The 14,686-nt window shown below is 70.0% G+C and carries 18 protein-coding genes; 7 read left to right on the top strand and 11 right to left on the bottom strand.

What is annotated here, in order from left to right; all coding sequences use genetic code 11:
- Positions 1-88: 88 nt before the first annotated feature.
- The 3 genes from icmA to ABT186_RS37545 form a co-directional block, all read right to left on the bottom strand.
- A complete protein-coding gene (icmA, locus tag ABT186_RS37555) occupies positions 89-1,789 on the bottom strand; it encodes a coenzyme B12-dependent isobutyryl-CoA mutase large subunit (protein WP_351225585.1) in 1,701 nt (566 codons plus the stop codon).
- A 173-nt stretch (positions 1,790-1,962) separates the two neighbouring features.
- Positions 1,963-2,301 (bottom strand): DUF3817 domain-containing protein, encoded by a 339-nt coding sequence (locus ABT186_RS37550; RefSeq protein WP_351225587.1) that lies wholly within the window; start codon positions 2,299-2,301, stop codon positions 1,963-1,965.
- Between the two features lie 65 nt (positions 2,302-2,366).
- Positions 2,367-2,876, bottom strand: coding sequence for a MarR family winged helix-turn-helix transcriptional regulator (locus tag ABT186_RS37545; protein ID WP_351225589.1), 510 nt, complete (start codon positions 2,874-2,876; stop codon positions 2,367-2,369).
- 126 nt (positions 2,877-3,002) lie between these two features.
- Here ABT186_RS37545 and ABT186_RS37540 point away from each other — a divergent pair, with 126 nt between their 5' ends.
- Positions 3,003-3,431, top strand: coding sequence for an SRPBCC family protein (locus ABT186_RS37540; RefSeq protein ID WP_351225591.1), 429 nt, complete (start codon positions 3,003-3,005; stop codon positions 3,429-3,431).
- 344 nt (positions 3,432-3,775) lie between these two features.
- Here ABT186_RS37540 and ABT186_RS37535 read toward each other — a convergent pair whose 3' ends face one another.
- The 5 genes from ABT186_RS37535 to ABT186_RS37515 all read right to left on the bottom strand — a co-directional run bounded on the left by ABT186_RS37535 (position 3,776) and on the right by ABT186_RS37515 (position 6,625).
- Positions 3,776-4,408, bottom strand: a complete 633-nt coding sequence (locus ABT186_RS37535; protein ID WP_351928918.1) for a TetR/AcrR family transcriptional regulator — start codon at positions 4,406-4,408, stop codon at positions 3,776-3,778.
- Entirely contained in the window at positions 4,405-5,085 is a 681-nt protein-coding gene (locus ABT186_RS37530; RefSeq protein WP_351928916.1) for a DUF4166 domain-containing protein, read from the bottom strand. The genes ABT186_RS37535 and ABT186_RS37530 overlap by 4 nt, the downstream gene beginning before the upstream one ends.
- A complete protein-coding gene (locus ABT186_RS37525; RefSeq protein ID WP_351928914.1) occupies positions 5,082-5,834 on the bottom strand; it encodes a hypothetical protein in 753 nt (250 codons plus the stop codon). Before ABT186_RS37525 ends, ABT186_RS37530 begins: the two co-directional genes overlap by 4 nt.
- A gap of 153 nt (positions 5,835-5,987) precedes the next feature.
- A complete protein-coding gene (locus tag ABT186_RS37520) occupies positions 5,988-6,284 on the bottom strand; it encodes an MTH1187 family thiamine-binding protein (protein WP_351225599.1) in 297 nt (98 codons plus the stop codon).
- Entirely contained in the window at positions 6,281-6,625 is a 345-nt protein-coding gene (locus ABT186_RS37515) for a DUF3817 domain-containing protein (protein WP_351225601.1), read from the bottom strand. Before ABT186_RS37515 ends, ABT186_RS37520 begins: the two co-directional genes overlap by 4 nt.
- A gap of 272 nt (positions 6,626-6,897) precedes the next feature.
- Here ABT186_RS37515 and ABT186_RS37510 point away from each other — a divergent pair, with 272 nt between their 5' ends.
- The 4 genes from ABT186_RS37510 to ABT186_RS37495 all read left to right on the top strand — a co-directional run bounded on the left by ABT186_RS37510 (position 6,898) and on the right by ABT186_RS37495 (position 9,542).
- On the top strand, positions 6,898-7,530 hold the full coding sequence (locus ABT186_RS37510; protein ID WP_351225635.1) for an AIM24 family protein: 633 nt from the start codon (positions 6,898-6,900) through the stop codon (positions 7,528-7,530).
- Position 7,531: 1 nt separating this feature from the next.
- Entirely contained in the window at positions 7,532-8,182 is a 651-nt protein-coding gene (locus tag ABT186_RS37505; RefSeq protein WP_351225603.1) for an AIM24 family protein, read from the top strand.
- Positions 8,179-8,973, top strand: a complete 795-nt coding sequence (locus tag ABT186_RS37500; protein WP_351225605.1) for an AIM24 family protein — start codon at positions 8,179-8,181, stop codon at positions 8,971-8,973. Before ABT186_RS37505 ends, ABT186_RS37500 begins: the two co-directional genes overlap by 4 nt.
- A gap of 92 nt (positions 8,974-9,065) precedes the next feature.
- Complete coding sequence (locus ABT186_RS37495) at positions 9,066-9,542, top strand: MarR family winged helix-turn-helix transcriptional regulator (protein ID WP_351225607.1); 477 nt, start codon at positions 9,066-9,068, stop codon at positions 9,540-9,542.
- 141 nt (positions 9,543-9,683) lie between these two features.
- Here ABT186_RS37495 and ABT186_RS37490 read toward each other — a convergent pair whose 3' ends face one another.
- The 3 genes from ABT186_RS37490 to ABT186_RS37480 form a co-directional block, all read right to left on the bottom strand.
- The gene (locus ABT186_RS37490) at positions 9,684-10,913 is read right to left on the bottom strand and encodes an MFS transporter (protein WP_351928912.1); all 1,230 of its coding nucleotides are present in this window, start codon (positions 10,911-10,913) and stop codon (positions 9,684-9,686) included.
- A gap of 179 nt (positions 10,914-11,092) precedes the next feature.
- A complete protein-coding gene (gene meaB / locus ABT186_RS37485; RefSeq protein ID WP_351225611.1) occupies positions 11,093-12,049 on the bottom strand; it encodes a methylmalonyl Co-A mutase-associated GTPase MeaB in 957 nt (318 codons plus the stop codon).
- A gap of 46 nt (positions 12,050-12,095) precedes the next feature.
- Entirely contained in the window at positions 12,096-13,298 is a 1,203-nt protein-coding gene (locus ABT186_RS37480) for an acetyl-CoA C-acetyltransferase (RefSeq protein ID WP_351225613.1), read from the bottom strand.
- A gap of 148 nt (positions 13,299-13,446) precedes the next feature.
- Here ABT186_RS37480 and mce point away from each other — a divergent pair, with 148 nt between their 5' ends.
- Both mce and ABT186_RS37470 read left to right on the top strand, forming a co-directional pair.
- Positions 13,447-13,887 (top strand): methylmalonyl-CoA epimerase, encoded by a 441-nt coding sequence (gene mce / locus ABT186_RS37475; protein WP_351225615.1) that lies wholly within the window; start codon positions 13,447-13,449, stop codon positions 13,885-13,887.
- Positions 13,888-14,118: 231 nt separating this feature from the next.
- Positions 14,119-14,686: polarized growth protein Scy-related protein (locus ABT186_RS37470; protein ID WP_502973449.1), on the top strand; the 568-nt coding region annotated here is incomplete at its 3' end.

Here is a 14,686-nt window from a genome sequence, read left to right as displayed (position 1 = left end):
CCCCGTCCCCCCCCCCCCCCCCAAAACCCCCGAAACCCCGCGCCCCCCGGGCCCACCCCCGGTCCCCCACCGCGTCGGTGAAGTCCCGTCAGAAGCCGGGCGGCTCCGTGTACACCCCCCACTCGTCCCGAAGCACCCCGCAGATCTCCCCGAGCGTCGCCTCCGCCCGCACGGCGTCCAGCATCGGCTCGATCATGTTGGCCCCGGACCGCGCAGCGGCGAGCATCCCGTCGAGTGCGGCCCGCACGGCCGCGTCGTCCCTGGCCGTCCGCCGGGCGGCCAGCACCCGAGCCTGCTCCCGCTCCACCTCATGACTGACCCGCAGGATCTCCAGGTCCCCGGTCACCGACCCGGTGTGGACGTTCACGCCCACCACCTTCTTGTCGCCCTTCTCCAGCGCCTGCTGGTACCGGAACGCGGACTCCGCGATCTCGCCCGTGAACCAGCCGTCCTCGATGCCGCGCAGAATCCCCGAGGTGATCGGACCGATCGGGTGCTGCCCGTCCGGATGGGCCCGCAGCCCCCGCTCCCTGATCTGCTCGAAGATCCGCTCCGCGTCCGCCTCGATCCGGTCCGTCAACTGCTCGACGTACCACGAACCGCCCAGCGGATCGGCGACGTTGGCGACGCCGGTCTCCTCCATGAGCACCTGCTGCGTGCGCAGCGCGATCTCCGCCGCCTGCTCGCTCGGCAGCGCCAGCGTCTCGTCCAGGGCGTTGGTGTGCAGCGAGTTGGTGCCGCCCAGCACCGCGGCCAGCGCCTCCACCGCCGTACGCACCACGTTGTTGTACGGCTGCTGCGCGGTCAGCGAGACACCGGCGGTCTGCGTGTGGAAGCGCAGCCACTGCGCCTTCTCGGACGTGGCCCCGTAGACGTCCCGCATCCACCGCGCCCAGATCCTGCGCGCCGCACGGAACTTGGCGATCTCCTCGAAGAAATCGACGTGCGCGTCGAAGAAGAAGGACAGGCCGGGGGCGAAGACATTCACGTCGAGCCCGCGGCTGAGCCCCAGCTCCACGTACCCGAACCCGTCCGCGAGCGTGTACGCCAGCTCCTGCGCGGCCGTCGCGCCCGCCTCCCGGATGTGGTAGCCGGAGACGGACAGCGGCTTGTACGCGGGGATGCCGGACGCGCAGTACTCCATCAGGTCGCCGATCAGACGGAGGTGCGGCTCGGGCTGGAAGAGCCACTCCTTCTGGGCGATGTACTCCTTGAAGATGTCCGTCTGGAGCGTGCCGTTGAGTACGGACGGAGCGACGCCCTGCCGCTCCGCGGCGACCAGGTACATGCAGAACACGGGGACGGCCGGCCCGCTGATCGTCATCGAGGTCGTGACGTCCCCGAGCGGGATGTCCTTGAACAGGACCTCCATGTCGGCCGCCGAGTCGATCGCCACACCGCAGTGCCCGACCTCGCCGAGCGAACGCGGGTCGTCGGAGTCGCGTCCCATGAGGGTCGGCATGTCGAAGGCGACGCTCAGGCCGCCGCCGCCGGCGTCCAGGATCATTTTGTAGCGTTCGTTCGTCTGTTCGGCATTGCCGAAGCCGGCGAACTGCCGGATGGTCCACGTCCGCCCTCGGTAGCCGGTCGGGTACAGGCCGCGGGTGAAGGGGTACTCCCCCGGCCAGCCGATCCGTTCGAAGCCCTCGTACGTGTCTCCGGGCCGCGGTCCGTACACCGGCTCCACGGGATCGCCGGAGAGCGTGGTGAAGTCGGCCTCGCGCTTGCGCGAGGCGTCGTAGCGGGCCTGCCAGCGTCGGCGGCCCTCCTCGATGGCGTCAGCGTCCATACCCTCGAATTTACTAGGACGTCCAAGTAAATGTCGACCGGCATGTGCGCCAGTCGTGGTCCGTCATGGTGACCGGACGCGAGGAACCGCAGTACGAGGCCGCCGTACGAGGACGTGTACGCGTCCGCCGTACGGCGGTGACGGGCAGGGCCCGAGGCCTCGGACGTCAGGCCTCAGGCCTTGGCGACGACAGGCGCCTCGTCCGCGAGCTTCGCCTCCAGCTCGTGGCTGACCTTGCGCTCCACGAAGAAGGCTGCCGTCGGGATCGTTCCCGCCAGCAGCACCCACAGCTGCTTGCCGACCGGCCACTTCGCCTTGGAGCCGAGGTCGAAGGCGAAGATCAGGTAGACGACGTACAGCCAGCCGTGCGCGATGCCGACGACGCGGGTGAAGTCCGCGGCGCCGTTCACGTCCAGCACGTACTTGGCGATCACACCGAGGGTCAGCAGGACCAGCAGCACGCCGGTGACGTAGGCCATCACGCGGTAGCGGGTCAGCACGCTCTTTTTCATGGGTACGAGCGTAACCACCGGTTTCGGGCGATCTTCGGCCGCCCCCGGCGCCCTCCGACCACGTACTACTCCCCTTCGAAGTCCCCCGCGGCGACCCGCAGCGGGCGCAGCATCGCGAAGATCTCGGCGCATTCCTCCGCGTCGTAGACACCGAGCCCGAAGTCCATCGCCATCAGGTCGCGGGTGGCCGCGTCGCACACCTCGCGGCCCTTGTCGGTGATGGAGGCCAGGGTGCCGCGGCCGTCGTTGGGATTGGGCCGCTTGGCGACGAGTCCGGACTTAACCAGCCGGTCGACGGTGTTCGTGACGGATGTGGGGTGCACCATGAGCCGCTCACCGATCTTGGACATCGGCAGCTCGCCCGCCTTGGAGAAGGTGAGCAGCACCAGCGCCTCGTACCGCGCGAAGGTCAGTCCGTACGGTTTCACGACCGCGTCGACCTCGGCGAGCAGGATCTGCTGCGCCCGCATGATCGAGGTGATCGCGGCCATGGACGGCACGCTTCCCCACCGCTGCTTCCAGTGTTCGTCGGCGCGGGCGATGGGGTCGAAGGACAGGCTGAGGGGCTTCGGCACGTCATTGACCTTACCGGCCGGTCACATGCTGGTCAGCCCCGTCTCGCTTTTCGGGAGACGGGCTGGGGCCGGGCGCACACTGGAAGCAGAAGGCCATGAGTCATGAGCCGACCGTGGAGGTGAGCCATGAGCACACTTGAAGAACACGTCGACGTCGGAGTCCCGATCGACAGAGCCTGGAAGAGCCTTCACCGCGTGGAGAACTATCCGAGCTTCCTGGAAGGCGTGCGCGAGGCCCGTACGGAGGCAAGCGGCCGGGCGCATCTGAACGTCGAGGCCGGCGGCCGGTCCCGGGAGTTCGACGCCCAGGTCTCCGACCGCGGTGAACGCGTCATGGAGTGGCGCACCACGGAAGCCCCCCAGCTGGCGGGGTCCTTCTCGCTGCAGCAGATCGACAAGACCCACACCCGGGTCCAGGCCCGGATCGAGTACGACCCCGACACCATCAGGGAGACGTTCGGCGGACCTAAGGGATTCGCCCAGGCCAACGTCATCGAACGCCTCGTCCGCAGCGATCTGGAGCACTTCAGGGACTACGTGGAACGGGAGCGCTGAGCACCAGGAACCGCCGAGCACGGGGCCGCGCCGGGGCCGCCGGGTCTTCCGGGGGTGGTCGGGGCTCCGGGACCGCCGGGGCTCCTTGGCCCGGCGAATCTCCGCGGCGTCGCTGCCGCCCCGGCCCCGGCTGGGGCTCGGGCGGCAGCCGCGGGGCGCGGAGGCGCAGACCTACGGGAACAACAGGAACCGCTGAGCGCGGGGCCCCCGGGGCCGACCGCCAAGCCCGGGACCACCGCGGCTTCGGCCTGGCGGGACGACCCGGTGAATCCCCACCGTGTCGCTGCCGCCCCCCGGCCCCGGCACGGGCTCAGGCGGCAGCCGCCGGGCGCCGAGGCGCAGACCTACGGGAGTGATGCCCGGCGCAGTGCATGGCGGACCGCCCGCTGGGCCACCGGGCCCAGGTCGTCCAGTGCCGCCAGCAGGGACGCCAGCTGGTCCAGGGCGGACAGTGCGGCGCTCGCGCCCTGCGGGTCCACCCCCTCGTACAGTTCGATCCCCACGAAGGACGCCGACACAGCACGTGCGAGCCCCCCGGCGTCGGTGAACTCCCCCAGCGGCGTCGACGTCAGCACCCGCTCCAGCACCCGTTCGATCTCCACGATCCACAGATCGAGCCCCGCCGCCGTGGCGGGGGCGAGACGGGCGTGGGCCTGGGCCCCGGCCAGCAGCTGGCCGAGGACCGCCACATGCCCCGCGGCTTTCTCCTCCTCGTGCATCTCCCGCCCGAACGCGAGGAGTTCACCGAGGGAGCCGATCCGGTCGAGCCGCTCCCGGTACCGTGCCACCCGCTGCTCGGTCCCGTACCGGCAGGCCGCCGCGAGCAGCTCGTCCACGGAGCCGAAGTGGTAGAAGACCAGCGCCTGGTTGACCCCGGCGGCCGCCGCGATCGTACGGGCAGACGTCTTGGCGATCCCCTGCTCGGTGAGCGTCCGCAACGCCCCCTCCAGCAGTTTCTGCTTCGTCGCCTCGCTCACGCCCGCGCCTCCTCCCGGACCGGCCGCAGCCCGGGACGCACACCCCGCACCCCGACATCCTCGTACGACACCGTGAACGATCCCTCATAGCCGAACAGCGGGCCGAAGTACCGGCTCACCACCCGCACCCGGATCCGGAAGCATCCCGTCGACTCGTCGAACGACTCCCGCACCTCCGCCTCCGCGCCGATCAGTTCGGGGACCCGGACATCCACCGGCCCCTCCCTGAAGCGGTGTTCGCCGGAGCGGATGAGCAGCGACCCGTCCGGCTCCGCCCTGAAGTACAGATCGCTCGCCAGGTGCTGGTGCGTGCCCAGGTAGTCGAGGACGCGGTCCCCCTTCGGGCTGAGCACCATCTGCGCGTCGAAGCGGCGCGCACGGCCGGGAAGGTCGAAGGTGCGCACGAACGTCACCGTCTCGCGGCCGAACGTGTCGGCGTACGGCACGTTCTCGATGACGAAGGGGACGTTCCGGCCCTGACGAGGGACGAGGATGTTGCGCGTGCCGCCGAGCGCAAGGAACGGCTTCACCAACCCCCTGCCGTGCCAGACGCGGTCCATCACCCCGCGCCCGGTGCACGCCTGACCGCTCACCAGCCCCACGGAGAAGCGACGCCGCAGCTGAGGGTGCAGCCGCTCGAAGTCCGCGCCCATCACCGTACGGAAGATCGAGGTCATGAACGCCCCTCCAGGGTGGCGAGCAGACGCGGGGCGGTCATCCGGGTGGGCGGGGTGCGCAGACAGCGGCGCGCGGCCGGCGTGCACGCGAGGGGCGACTTGAACAGGGCCAGGGAGATGGTGACGGCCAGCAGCAGCGGGCACAGATAGGCCGTCGCCGCCGCGAACGGGCCCAGCAGACGCAGGAGGGAGCGCAGGCCCAGGCCGGTGCAGGCGATGGTGACGACCAGGGCGCGTACGACAAGTTCCGCGCACCAGTTCACCAACGCGCGCTCCGGTGTGATCCCACGCTCCAGCCAGAGGCGGAGGCGGTCGAAGGACCAGGCCGTCGCCCAGCCCATGAGGGGGCGCAGCACCAGCCGGTCGGCAAGCCCGCCGAAGGCGCCCCAGCGCGGCCGGTAGTCGTACCCGGTCAGGAAGCGGACGCCGTCGCCGTCGGGGACATACCGCCAGTAGCCGCTCCCCTCGGCGATCAGCGACAGCGGGTGCGGCGAGGAAAACCGCAGCGCGGAGGTGCGTGTCCCGTCCGGTCGCACCTTCTCCCCCGCCGACACCCCGGTCCCGGAGACCGTCAGGAACGGCAGTACGCGCGTTGCGTACCGGAAGTGCTGCGGTTCGCCCTCCGCGCGCGGGAGATGGTTGATCTCGGTGAAGCGGAAGTCCCAGCGCTGGTGCTCCGCGGGGTCCTGGGTGCGTGCCCACAGTTCGTCGAGGTCGCTGCGTATGTGCGCCTCTATGTAGAGCCCCATTGCAAATCCCCCATGTCAATGGACCTTTCACCTTTTTGAGCGACTGCTCAATCAGGCACCCTGACACTACAGCAGATTTGAGCGATCGCTCAAAGCCCGGGAACGAGAAAACCCCGGCCCTCGGGGCCGGGGTGTCCGCTGCTTGACGGCCCGTCACTCCGTGGACAGGTACCGCTCCACCGTCTCCACCTTCGAGGTGAGACCGTCCGTGACACTGGGGCGGATGTCCGCCTTCAGGACGAGCGAGACCCGAGGCGCGCGCTGCTCGACCGCCGCGACGGCGCGCTTGACGACGTCCATCACCTCGTCCCACTCACCCTCGATCGAGGTGAACATGGCGTCCGTGCGGTTCGGCAGACCCGATTCGCGTACGACCCTGACGGCGTCGGCGACGTACTCCCCCACGTCCTCACCGACGCCGAGCGGCGTCACGGAGAAGGCGACGATCACGCGTTCACGATCCCTTCCTTGCGGGCGCGGGCGGCGATGACGGCGTCCTCGGCCTCGCGGCGCAGCTTGCGCTCGGCGAAGAAACCGCCGGTCGGCAGCACGGAGAGGACGAAGTAGAGGGCGGCGGTCTTCGCGGACCACTTGGTGCGGTTCCAGGCGTCCGCCCAGAAGATCACGTACAGGATGAAGAGGATCCCGTGGATCGATCCCATGACGGGCACCGCGTTGAAGTCGGTGGTGCGCTTCAGCACCGAGCAGACGAGCAGCAGCAGGAAGGAGACGGCCTCGGGGGCCGAGACCAGGCGGAGCCGGCGGAGGGCGGTGGCGGTCTTTATGTCCACGGGTCACCTTCGGTGGGAGGGTCGTCTTCGGTGGGAGGGTCGTCGACGCTTTGTGAACACACGCACAAGCGCCCGCCCATTGTGACATCCGGGACCCGGAGGGCCGGGAACGGGGGTGCGGGGTGTCGGCGCTCCGCCGGCCGTGTGAGCTCGGCGACACGCCGGTTGCCTCGGCGGCACGCCCGGGCCGCCTAGGGGGCGGGTCAGGGTCGGGATCCACCTCCGGGCTCTGTCCGCTCCGCCCGCCCGGCCGCTACCTTCACCCCGTGGCGATGTTCCGACTCCAAGGCAGCAAGGTGCTGGCCGTCGACATGACCGGGGACGCCGTCAAGGCGAAGAACGGCTCCATGGTCGCGTACGACGGGCAGATGGCCTTCAAGAAGCTCACCGGCGGCGGTGAGGGGATCCGGGGGATGGTGACCCGGCGGCTCACCGGCGAGCAGATGACCGTGATGGAGGTGAAGGGGCACGGAACGTGCTGGTTCGCGGACCGGGCCTCGGAGATCAACCTCGTGAACCTCCAGGGGGACAAGCTGTACGTCGAGTCGAGCAACCTCCTCGCCACGGACGCCGGTCTGCGCACGGGCACGACGTTCACCGGCCTGCGCGGCGCCTCGCAGGGCAACGGCCTGTTCACGACGACCGTCGAGGGCCACGGCCAGGCCGCGATCATGTCGGACGGTCCGGCGGTGGTGCTGCGGGTGAGCGCGCAGTACCCGCTGATCGTCGACCCGGGCGCCTACATCGCGCACCAGGGGAACCTTCGGCAGTCGTTCCAGTCCGGTGTGACGTTCCGCACCTTCTTCGGTGAGGGCGGCGGCGAGGCGTTCCAGATCCGCTTCGAGGGGGACGGACTGGTCTACGTCCAGCCCAGCGAGCGCAACACGATCGCGGGGGACCTCTGAGATGACCTTCCGCGAAGTGAACGCGAAGATGATCGAGGCGACGGTCGTGCCGGGGCAGCGGCTGTTCAGCCAGCGCGGCGCGATGCTCGCCTACAAGGGCGACGTCTCCTTCACCCCCAACATCCAGGGCGGCCAGGGCGGGGTCATGTCGATGATCGGCCGCCGCATCGCGAACGAGGCGACGCCGCTGATGACAGTGGAGGGCAGCGGCACGGTGCTGTTCGGGCACGGCGGCCACCACATCCAGGTGATCAACCTCACGGGCGACACGTTGTACGTCGAGGCGGACCGCCTGCTCGCCTTCGAGGGCACCCTCCAGCAGGGCACGATGTTCATGGGCTCGCAGGGCGGCGTCATGGGCATGGTGCGCGGCCAGGTCACGGGCCAGGGCCTGTTCACCACCACCCTCACGGGACGCGGCGCGGTCGCCGTGATGGCGCACGGTGGCGTCTTCGAGGTGCCGATCACCCCGCAGCGCCCGGTCCACGTCGACCCCCAGGCGTATGTCGCGCACCACGGCGACGTACGCAACAAGCTGTCCTCGGCGCTCGGCTGGCGCGACATGGTGGGCCGCGGCTCCGGCGAGGCGTTCCAGCTGGAGCTGAGCGGCAGTGGTGCGGTGTACGTCCAGGCGTCGGAGGAGAAGCTGTGACCACCTACCCGGGCGCCGGTCCCGTGATCCACGACCCGATGACGCTGCCGGCCGACGACAACGTCAACAAGTACACCTTCTGCGTGGAGCTCAAGAGCAGCCAGTGGTTCCTGCAGAAGGGCAAGATGATCGCCTACTACGGTTCGATCGAGTTCAACGGCGTCGGGCACGGCCGTCTCGACCGAATTGTCCGTACGTCGTTCCATTCGCCTCTGCACGCGAGCGACTGGGTGGTGGCGGAGGGCTCGGGCAAGATGCTCCTCGCCGACCGGGCCTTCGACGTGAATTCGTATGACCTGGACGACGGCAACCTGACCATTCGCTCGGGCAACCTGCTCGCTTTTCAGCCAACTCTCTCGCTCAAGCAGTCGATCATTCCGGGTTTCCTGACGCTGATCGGAACCGGCAAGTTCGTGGCAGCGTCCAACGGACCGGTGGTGTTCATGGAACCCCCGATCCGAGTGGACCCGCAGGCCCTGGTCGGCTGGGCCGACTGCCCGTCCCCGTGCCATCACTACGATCACGGATATCTGACGGGCGTATGGGGCGGTCTACGTGCGATGACGGGCCTTGGCGGGGCCTCCGGAGAGGAGCATCAGTTCGAGTTCGTCGGGGCGGGCACGGTCCTGCTCCAGTCCACGGAAACGCTCATGGCCGAGCAGGCCACGGGAGCGGTCCCGAGCGAGCCCGGTGTACCGGGCGGCGGGGCGCCCGGTCACCAGGGGCAGCAGCCGGGGACACCGCGCCTTCCCGGACAGCTGGGCGACCTCCAGCGTCGCTTCGGGCTGTGAGCGGTAGTCTGCGGAGTGTGACGTCGAACGCGTGCGCACAGTCACACCACCCTCACTAGTTCGCCTTTCAACCTTTTAGGTAGACTTCATACATGGAGACCGAGACGGCCACGCGCTGGCTGACCGATGCGGAGCAGTGCGCCTGGCGCACCCACCTGGAGGTCAACAGGCTGTTGACGTACCAGCTCGAACGAGACCTGCAGCCGTTCGGCCTGACAATGAACGACTACGAGATCCTGGTGAATCTCTCGGAGTCGGAGGGCGTACGGATGCGGATGAGCGACCTCGCAGCCGCCACCCTCCAGTCCAAGAGCCGGCTCTCGCACCAGATCACACGTATGGAGAACGCGGACCTGGTGCGCCGCGAGAACTGCGAGTCGGATCGCCGGGGCCTGTACGCGGTCCTCACGGACCACGGCATGGAGACGATGAGGAAGGTCGCGCCACACCATGTGGCCTCTGTGCGGCGCCACTTCATCGATCTGCTTCCGCCCGAGGACCTCGAACAGCTGCACAAGTCCCTGCGGCCCATCGCGGAGCACTTGCGGGGGCAGCGGGGCAAGCCGTAGCGGCTGAGCGGGTGCAGCCGAGCGGCACCCGGTGCTGGGGCCGGCCGGGCGGGGTTTCGCTCACCGGCGCGGGCAGGGCGCCTCCCCCAAGCTCTTCGAGCTGGGGGTACCCCCAGCGCCCACCCGCCCCCAGGCTCTCGGCTAGGCTCGAGCAGGGGGGACCCCCATCGCCCCAGCGGCACGACTGCCCGCAGCCATGGCAGCCATGACGGCTACGGCAGCCCCCGACGCCGCGAAGCACGCCCCCAGCGGCAGGTGCCCCACCAGCAGGCCCGCGGCCGCCGAGCCGCCCGAACTCCCGGCGTTGACGGCCGTGTTGACCCAGGCGCCCGCCTGGGTGCGGAATCCCGGTGGAGCGGACTCGTCCGCGATCAGGTACGACGTCGTGAGGGCCGGGGCGATGAACAGGCCCGCGCAGGCCACGGTCGCCGCGAGGACACCGAGGCCGGAGGCCAGGCCCGCAACGGCCAGGATGAGACCCACAGCTGCCGCCGACAGGGGAAGTCGTACCCGTGCGGATGTACGCCAGTTCACGGCGCCGTTCAGCAGGCCGCCCACCGCGCTTCCGGCCGACAGCGCCGCGAGCACCCAGGCCACGGTGTCATCGCCGTACCGCCGCTGCTCGGCGAAGGCCATGACCAGCAGATCCAGCGCACCGACGGCCAGTCCGACGCCCGCCGCCACCAGCACCGGCTGCACCAGCCCTCGCGCGCCTTTCAATCGCCCCTCCGGCCGGCCGGACCCGGCCGCCGCGGACCGCACCCCGGCCACTCCCGGCGACAGAGCGAAGACGACCGTCCCGACCGCCACCAGCAACGCGCTCAGTGCCACCCCGGCCGCCGGCGGCGCCCAGCGCACCACCGCGCCCACGAGCAGCGGCCCGGAGGCGAACAGCAGTTCCTCGGCCACCCCGTCGAGCCCGTATGCATGCCGCAACAGCCGCTGGTCGTCGATGAGTCCGCTCCACACGGTGCGCATGGTGGGGCCCAGCGGGGGCGGGAAGGCACCGGCGGCGACCGCGAGGGCGCCCAGCAGCAGCGCCGGTGCGCCGGGCCGCCGGCTCGCCGCAGCGAGCGCCGTCAGCAGTCCCGCGTAGACCAGCGCCATCGGTATCAGCGCCCGCCGGGGTCCGTACCGGTCGACGAGCGCCGCCCGGGGCGGCGAGAGGAGGACCGTCATGGCCCCGAAGAGCGCCATGACCGTACCGGCCACGGCGTACGACCCGGTCGCCCGGGTCACGGACAGCATGACGGCGATGGACACCGTCCCGTACGACAGTCGGCCGGCCAGCGCGGCGGCGAAGGCGCGGCGGGCGTACGGAATGCGCAGAACGGCGGCGTACGACGGCCGCACGGAAGAAGGCGTGGACACGCGGAAGTTCCTCGTCTGGAGGCAATGAGGGGACGCCGGAGTGCCGCGACGACCACAGCCGGACGCTGCTCGTCGATCGCGGACCTGGGCGGGCCCTATGCCAAGAGGAGGAACATGCGGATCAAGCTATCAACGCGGCCGGGCGCGGGCCACACGCTTTTCCGTCGGCCTTCGTCCCGTCAGTTGTTCGTCAGGCCCGCCACCAGCTCGTCCGCCGCCCGGTAGGGATCCAGCTCCCCGGCCACGATCCGCTCCGCCAGCGCGCCCAGGCGGCGGTCGCCGTGCAGGTCGCCGATCCGCTCGCGCAGGGCCGTCACCGCGATCGTCTCGACCTCGTGGGCGGCGCGAGCCAGCCGGCGCTCCGTCAGCACCCCCCGCTCCTCCATCCACGCCCGGTGCTTCTCCAGCGCCTCGACGACCTCGTCGACGCCCTCGCCGCGCGCCGCGACCGTCTTCACGATCGGCGGGCGCCAGTCGCCGGGAGCCCGCGACTCCCCCAGCCCCAGCATGTGGTTCAGCTCGCGCGCGGTCGCGTCCGCGCCGTCACGGTCGGCCTTGTTGACGACGTAGACGTCGCCGATCTCCAGGATGCCCGCCTTCGCGGCCTGGATGCCGTCGCCCATTCCGGGGGCGAGGAGGACCACCGAGGTGTCGGCCTGGGAGGCGATCTCGACCTCCGACTGGCCGACGCCGACCGTCTCCACCAGGATCACGTCGCAGCCCGCCGCGTCCAGCACGCGGATCGCCTGCGGGGCCGCCCAGGCGAGGCCGCCCAGATGACCGCGCGTCGCCATCGAACGGATGTACACACCGGGGTCCGAGGCGTGCTCGGACATCCGCACCCGGTCGCCGAGCAGCGCGCCGCCGGAGAAGGGCGAGGACGGGTCGACGGCCAGGACGCCGACCCGCTTGCCCTGCTTGCGGTAGGCCGTCACGAGCGCCGACGTGGACGTGGACTTGCCGACGCCCGGCGAACCCGTGAGACCCACGACGTACGCGTTGCCCGTCAGCGGGGCCAGCGCCGCCATGACCTCCCTGAGCTGTGGGGACGCCCCCTCCACCAAGGAGATCAGCCGGGCCACGGCCCGCGGCCGGCCTTCCCTGGCCTGGGCCACCAGTGAGGAGACGTCCTGCATCACAGCTCCGTTCGAGTAGAGACGTCGGGAGAGACGTACCGAATGCTCAGGCCTTGGCTACCCGCACGATCAGTGCGTCACCCTGGCCGCCGCCACCGCACAGGGCGGCCGCGCCGACGCCTCCGCCGCGCCGCTTGAGTTCCAGGGCGAGGTGGAGGACCAGCCGCGCGCCGGACATCCCGATCGGGTGGCCCAGGGCGATGGCGCCACCGTTGACGTTCACCTTTTCGATGGAAACTCCAAGGTCCTTCATTGACTGCACGGCGACGGCTGCGAACGCCTCGTTGATCTCGATCAGGTCGAGGTCCGAGACCTCCAGGCCCTCCTTCTTCAGGGCCTGCAGGATCGCGTTCGACGGCTGCGACTGCAGGGAGTTGTCCGGCCCGGCCACGTTCCCGTGGGCGCCGATCTCCGCGATCCAGTCCAGGCCCAGCTCCTGCGCCTTGGCCTTGCTCATCACGACCACGGCCGCCGCACCGTCCGAGATCTGCGAGGAGGAACCGGCCGTGATCGTGCCGTCCTTGGTGAACGCCGGGCGCAGCTTGCCCAGCGACTCGGCCGTCGTCTCGCCGCGGATGCCCTCGTCCTGGCTGAAGACGACCGGCTCGCCCTTGCGCTGCGGCACCTCGACCGGGGTGATCTCCGCCTCGAAGATGCCGTTCTTCTGGGCGGCCGCCGCCCGCTGGTGGGACAGGGCCGCGATCTCGTCCTGCTCCGGCCGGCCGATGCCGAGGCGCGTGTTGTGCTTCTCGGTCGACTCGCCCATGGCGATGCCCTCGAAGGAGTCGGTCAGACCGTCGTACGCCATCGCGTCGAGCATCTGCACCGCGCCGTACTTGAAGCCCTCACGGGAGTTCGGCAGCAGGTGGGGGGCGTTGGTCATGGACTCCTGGCCGCCCGCGACGATCACATCGAACTCACCCGCACGGATCAGCTGGTCGGCGAGCGCGATCGCGTCGAGGCCCGAGAGACACACCTTGTTGATCGTCAGGGCCGGGACGTTCATCGGGATGCCCGCCTTGACCGCGGCCTGACGTGCCGGGATCTGTCCCGCCCCGGCCTGCAGCACCTGCCCCATGATCACGTACTGCACCTGGTCGCCACCGATCCCCGCACGGTCGAGGGCGGCCTTGATCGCGAAGCCGCCGAGGTCGGCTCCGGAGAAGGACTTCAGCGAGCCGAGCAGCCGTCCCATCGGGGTGCGGGCACCCGCGACGATGACGGAGGTCGTGCTGTTCGTTCCAGACATGAGCTGCGATCCCCTTCCGGCCTGCACAGCCGAGGAGTGAACGAGGGTTTACTTCGAATGTACTGAGCGGTACGGCACCACGTCATCGGGCTGTCGGTGTGATCGCGCGCACGTTGCGTAACCACCGCGAGAGCGCTGCACTAGCACCATGCTGACGCGAATCGACCACATCGGGATCGCCTGTTTCGACCTGGAGCAGACCGTCGAGTTCTACACCTCGACCTACGGCTTCACGGTGTTCCACACCGAGGTCAACGAGGAACAGGGCGTGCGCGAGGCCATGTTGAAGATCAACAACACCGACGACGGTGGTGCCTCCTACCTCCAGCTGCTCGAACCCATCCGCGAGGACTCCACGGTCGCGAAGTGGCTGGCGAAGAACGGCGAGGGCGTTCACCACATCGCCTTCGGCACGGCTGACGTGGACGGGGACGCCGCCGCGATCAAGGACAAGGGCGTCCGAGTCCTGTACGAGGAGCCACGGATCGGTTCCATGGGGTCGCGGATCACGTTCCTGCATCCCAAAGATTGCCACGGTGTACTGACGGAACTGGTCACTTCGGCGGCTGTTGAGTCACCTGAGCACTGACTCCCGTACATAAGGGCCGGTAGGGTTGGGGGCGGTCGCCGCTCCACCAGGGCGACCGGGTCCCGCTTGGACGGCGGGACAAGGCCGGGGTCCGGGTTTCGGGGGACGAGCGTCGGGGCAGCAGCCCATGCTCCGCCGTTGATCTGACACCATTCCCCGGGGGCCCCGTTCGGCGGATGGACGGAGCTCGTTCGGAGAAGCTTGCGACCAGGGGACGGATGGGACCGCGCAGTGCGGGGCTACGAACGCCAGGAGCGAGAGCCGGCGGCTGACGTCGACCACCTCTCTCGGTTCGAGGCCGAGATGGAGCGGCTGAAGACCGAGCGGGAAAAGGCGATCCAGCACGCCGAGGACCTCGGCTACCAGGTCGAGGTGCTGCGCGCCAAGCTGCACGAGGCGCGCCGCACCCTCATGTCCCGTCCGGCCTACGACGGGGCCGACATCGGCTACCAGGCCGAGCAGATGCTCCGCACCGCCCAGATGCAGGCGGACCAGCTGCGGGCGGACGCGGAGCGGGAGCTGAGCCAGGCCCGCGCGCAGACGCAGCGCATCCTCCAGGAGCACGCCGAGCAGGCGGCCCGCCTCCAGGCCGAGCTGCACGCGGAGGCGGTGGCCCGCCGCCAGCAGCTCGACCAGGAGCTGGCCGAGCGCCGGCAGACCGTCGAGTCGCACGTCAACGAGAACGTGGCGTGGGCCGAGCAGCTGCGCGCCCGCTCCGAGTCCCAGGCCCGCCGGATCGTCGAGGAGTCGCGCGCCGAGGCCGAGCAGGCGCTCGCCGCCGCCCGCGCCGAGGCCGAGC

This window comes from Streptomyces sp. NPDC001634 (assembly GCF_040298185.1).
GTDB lineage: Bacteria > Actinomycetota > Actinomycetes > Streptomycetales > Streptomycetaceae > Streptomyces.
The sequence above is the reverse complement of the archived record's forward strand: the minus strand, read 5'-3'. Positions and strand labels throughout refer to the sequence as shown.

What these genes read in the sequence shown, in the direction of transcription:
- icmA (WP_351225585.1), bottom strand. Translation starts at nt 1,789, where the DNA reads ATGGACGCTGACGCCATCGAGGAGGGCCGCCGACGCTGGCAGGCCCGC.
- ABT186_RS37550 (WP_351225587.1), bottom strand. Translation starts at nt 2,301, where the DNA reads ATGAAAAAGAGCGTGCTGACCCGCTACCGCGTGATGGCCTACGTCACC.
- ABT186_RS37540 (WP_351225591.1), top strand. Translation starts at nt 3,003, where the DNA reads ATGAGCACACTTGAAGAACACGTCGACGTCGGAGTCCCGATCGACAGA.
- ABT186_RS37530 (WP_351928916.1), bottom strand. Translation starts at nt 5,085, where the DNA reads ATGACCTCGATCTTCCGTACGGTGATGGGCGCGGACTTCGAGCGGCTG.
- ABT186_RS37525 (WP_351928914.1), bottom strand. Translation starts at nt 5,834, where the DNA reads ATGGGGCTCTACATAGAGGCGCACATACGCAGCGACCTCGACGAACTG.
- ABT186_RS37510 (WP_351225635.1), top strand. Translation starts at nt 6,898, where the DNA reads ATGTTCCGACTCCAAGGCAGCAAGGTGCTGGCCGTCGACATGACCGGG.
- ABT186_RS37505 (WP_351225603.1), top strand. Translation starts at nt 7,532, where the DNA reads ATGACCTTCCGCGAAGTGAACGCGAAGATGATCGAGGCGACGGTCGTG.
- ABT186_RS37495 (WP_351225607.1), top strand. Translation starts at nt 9,066, where the DNA reads ATGGAGACCGAGACGGCCACGCGCTGGCTGACCGATGCGGAGCAGTGC.
- meaB (WP_351225611.1), bottom strand. Translation starts at nt 12,049, where the DNA reads ATGCAGGACGTCTCCTCACTGGTGGCCCAGGCCAGGGAAGGCCGGCCG.
- ABT186_RS37480 (WP_351225613.1), bottom strand. Translation starts at nt 13,298, where the DNA reads ATGTCTGGAACGAACAGCACGACCTCCGTCATCGTCGCGGGTGCCCGC.
- mce (WP_351225615.1), top strand. Translation starts at nt 13,447, where the DNA reads ATGCTGACGCGAATCGACCACATCGGGATCGCCTGTTTCGACCTGGAG.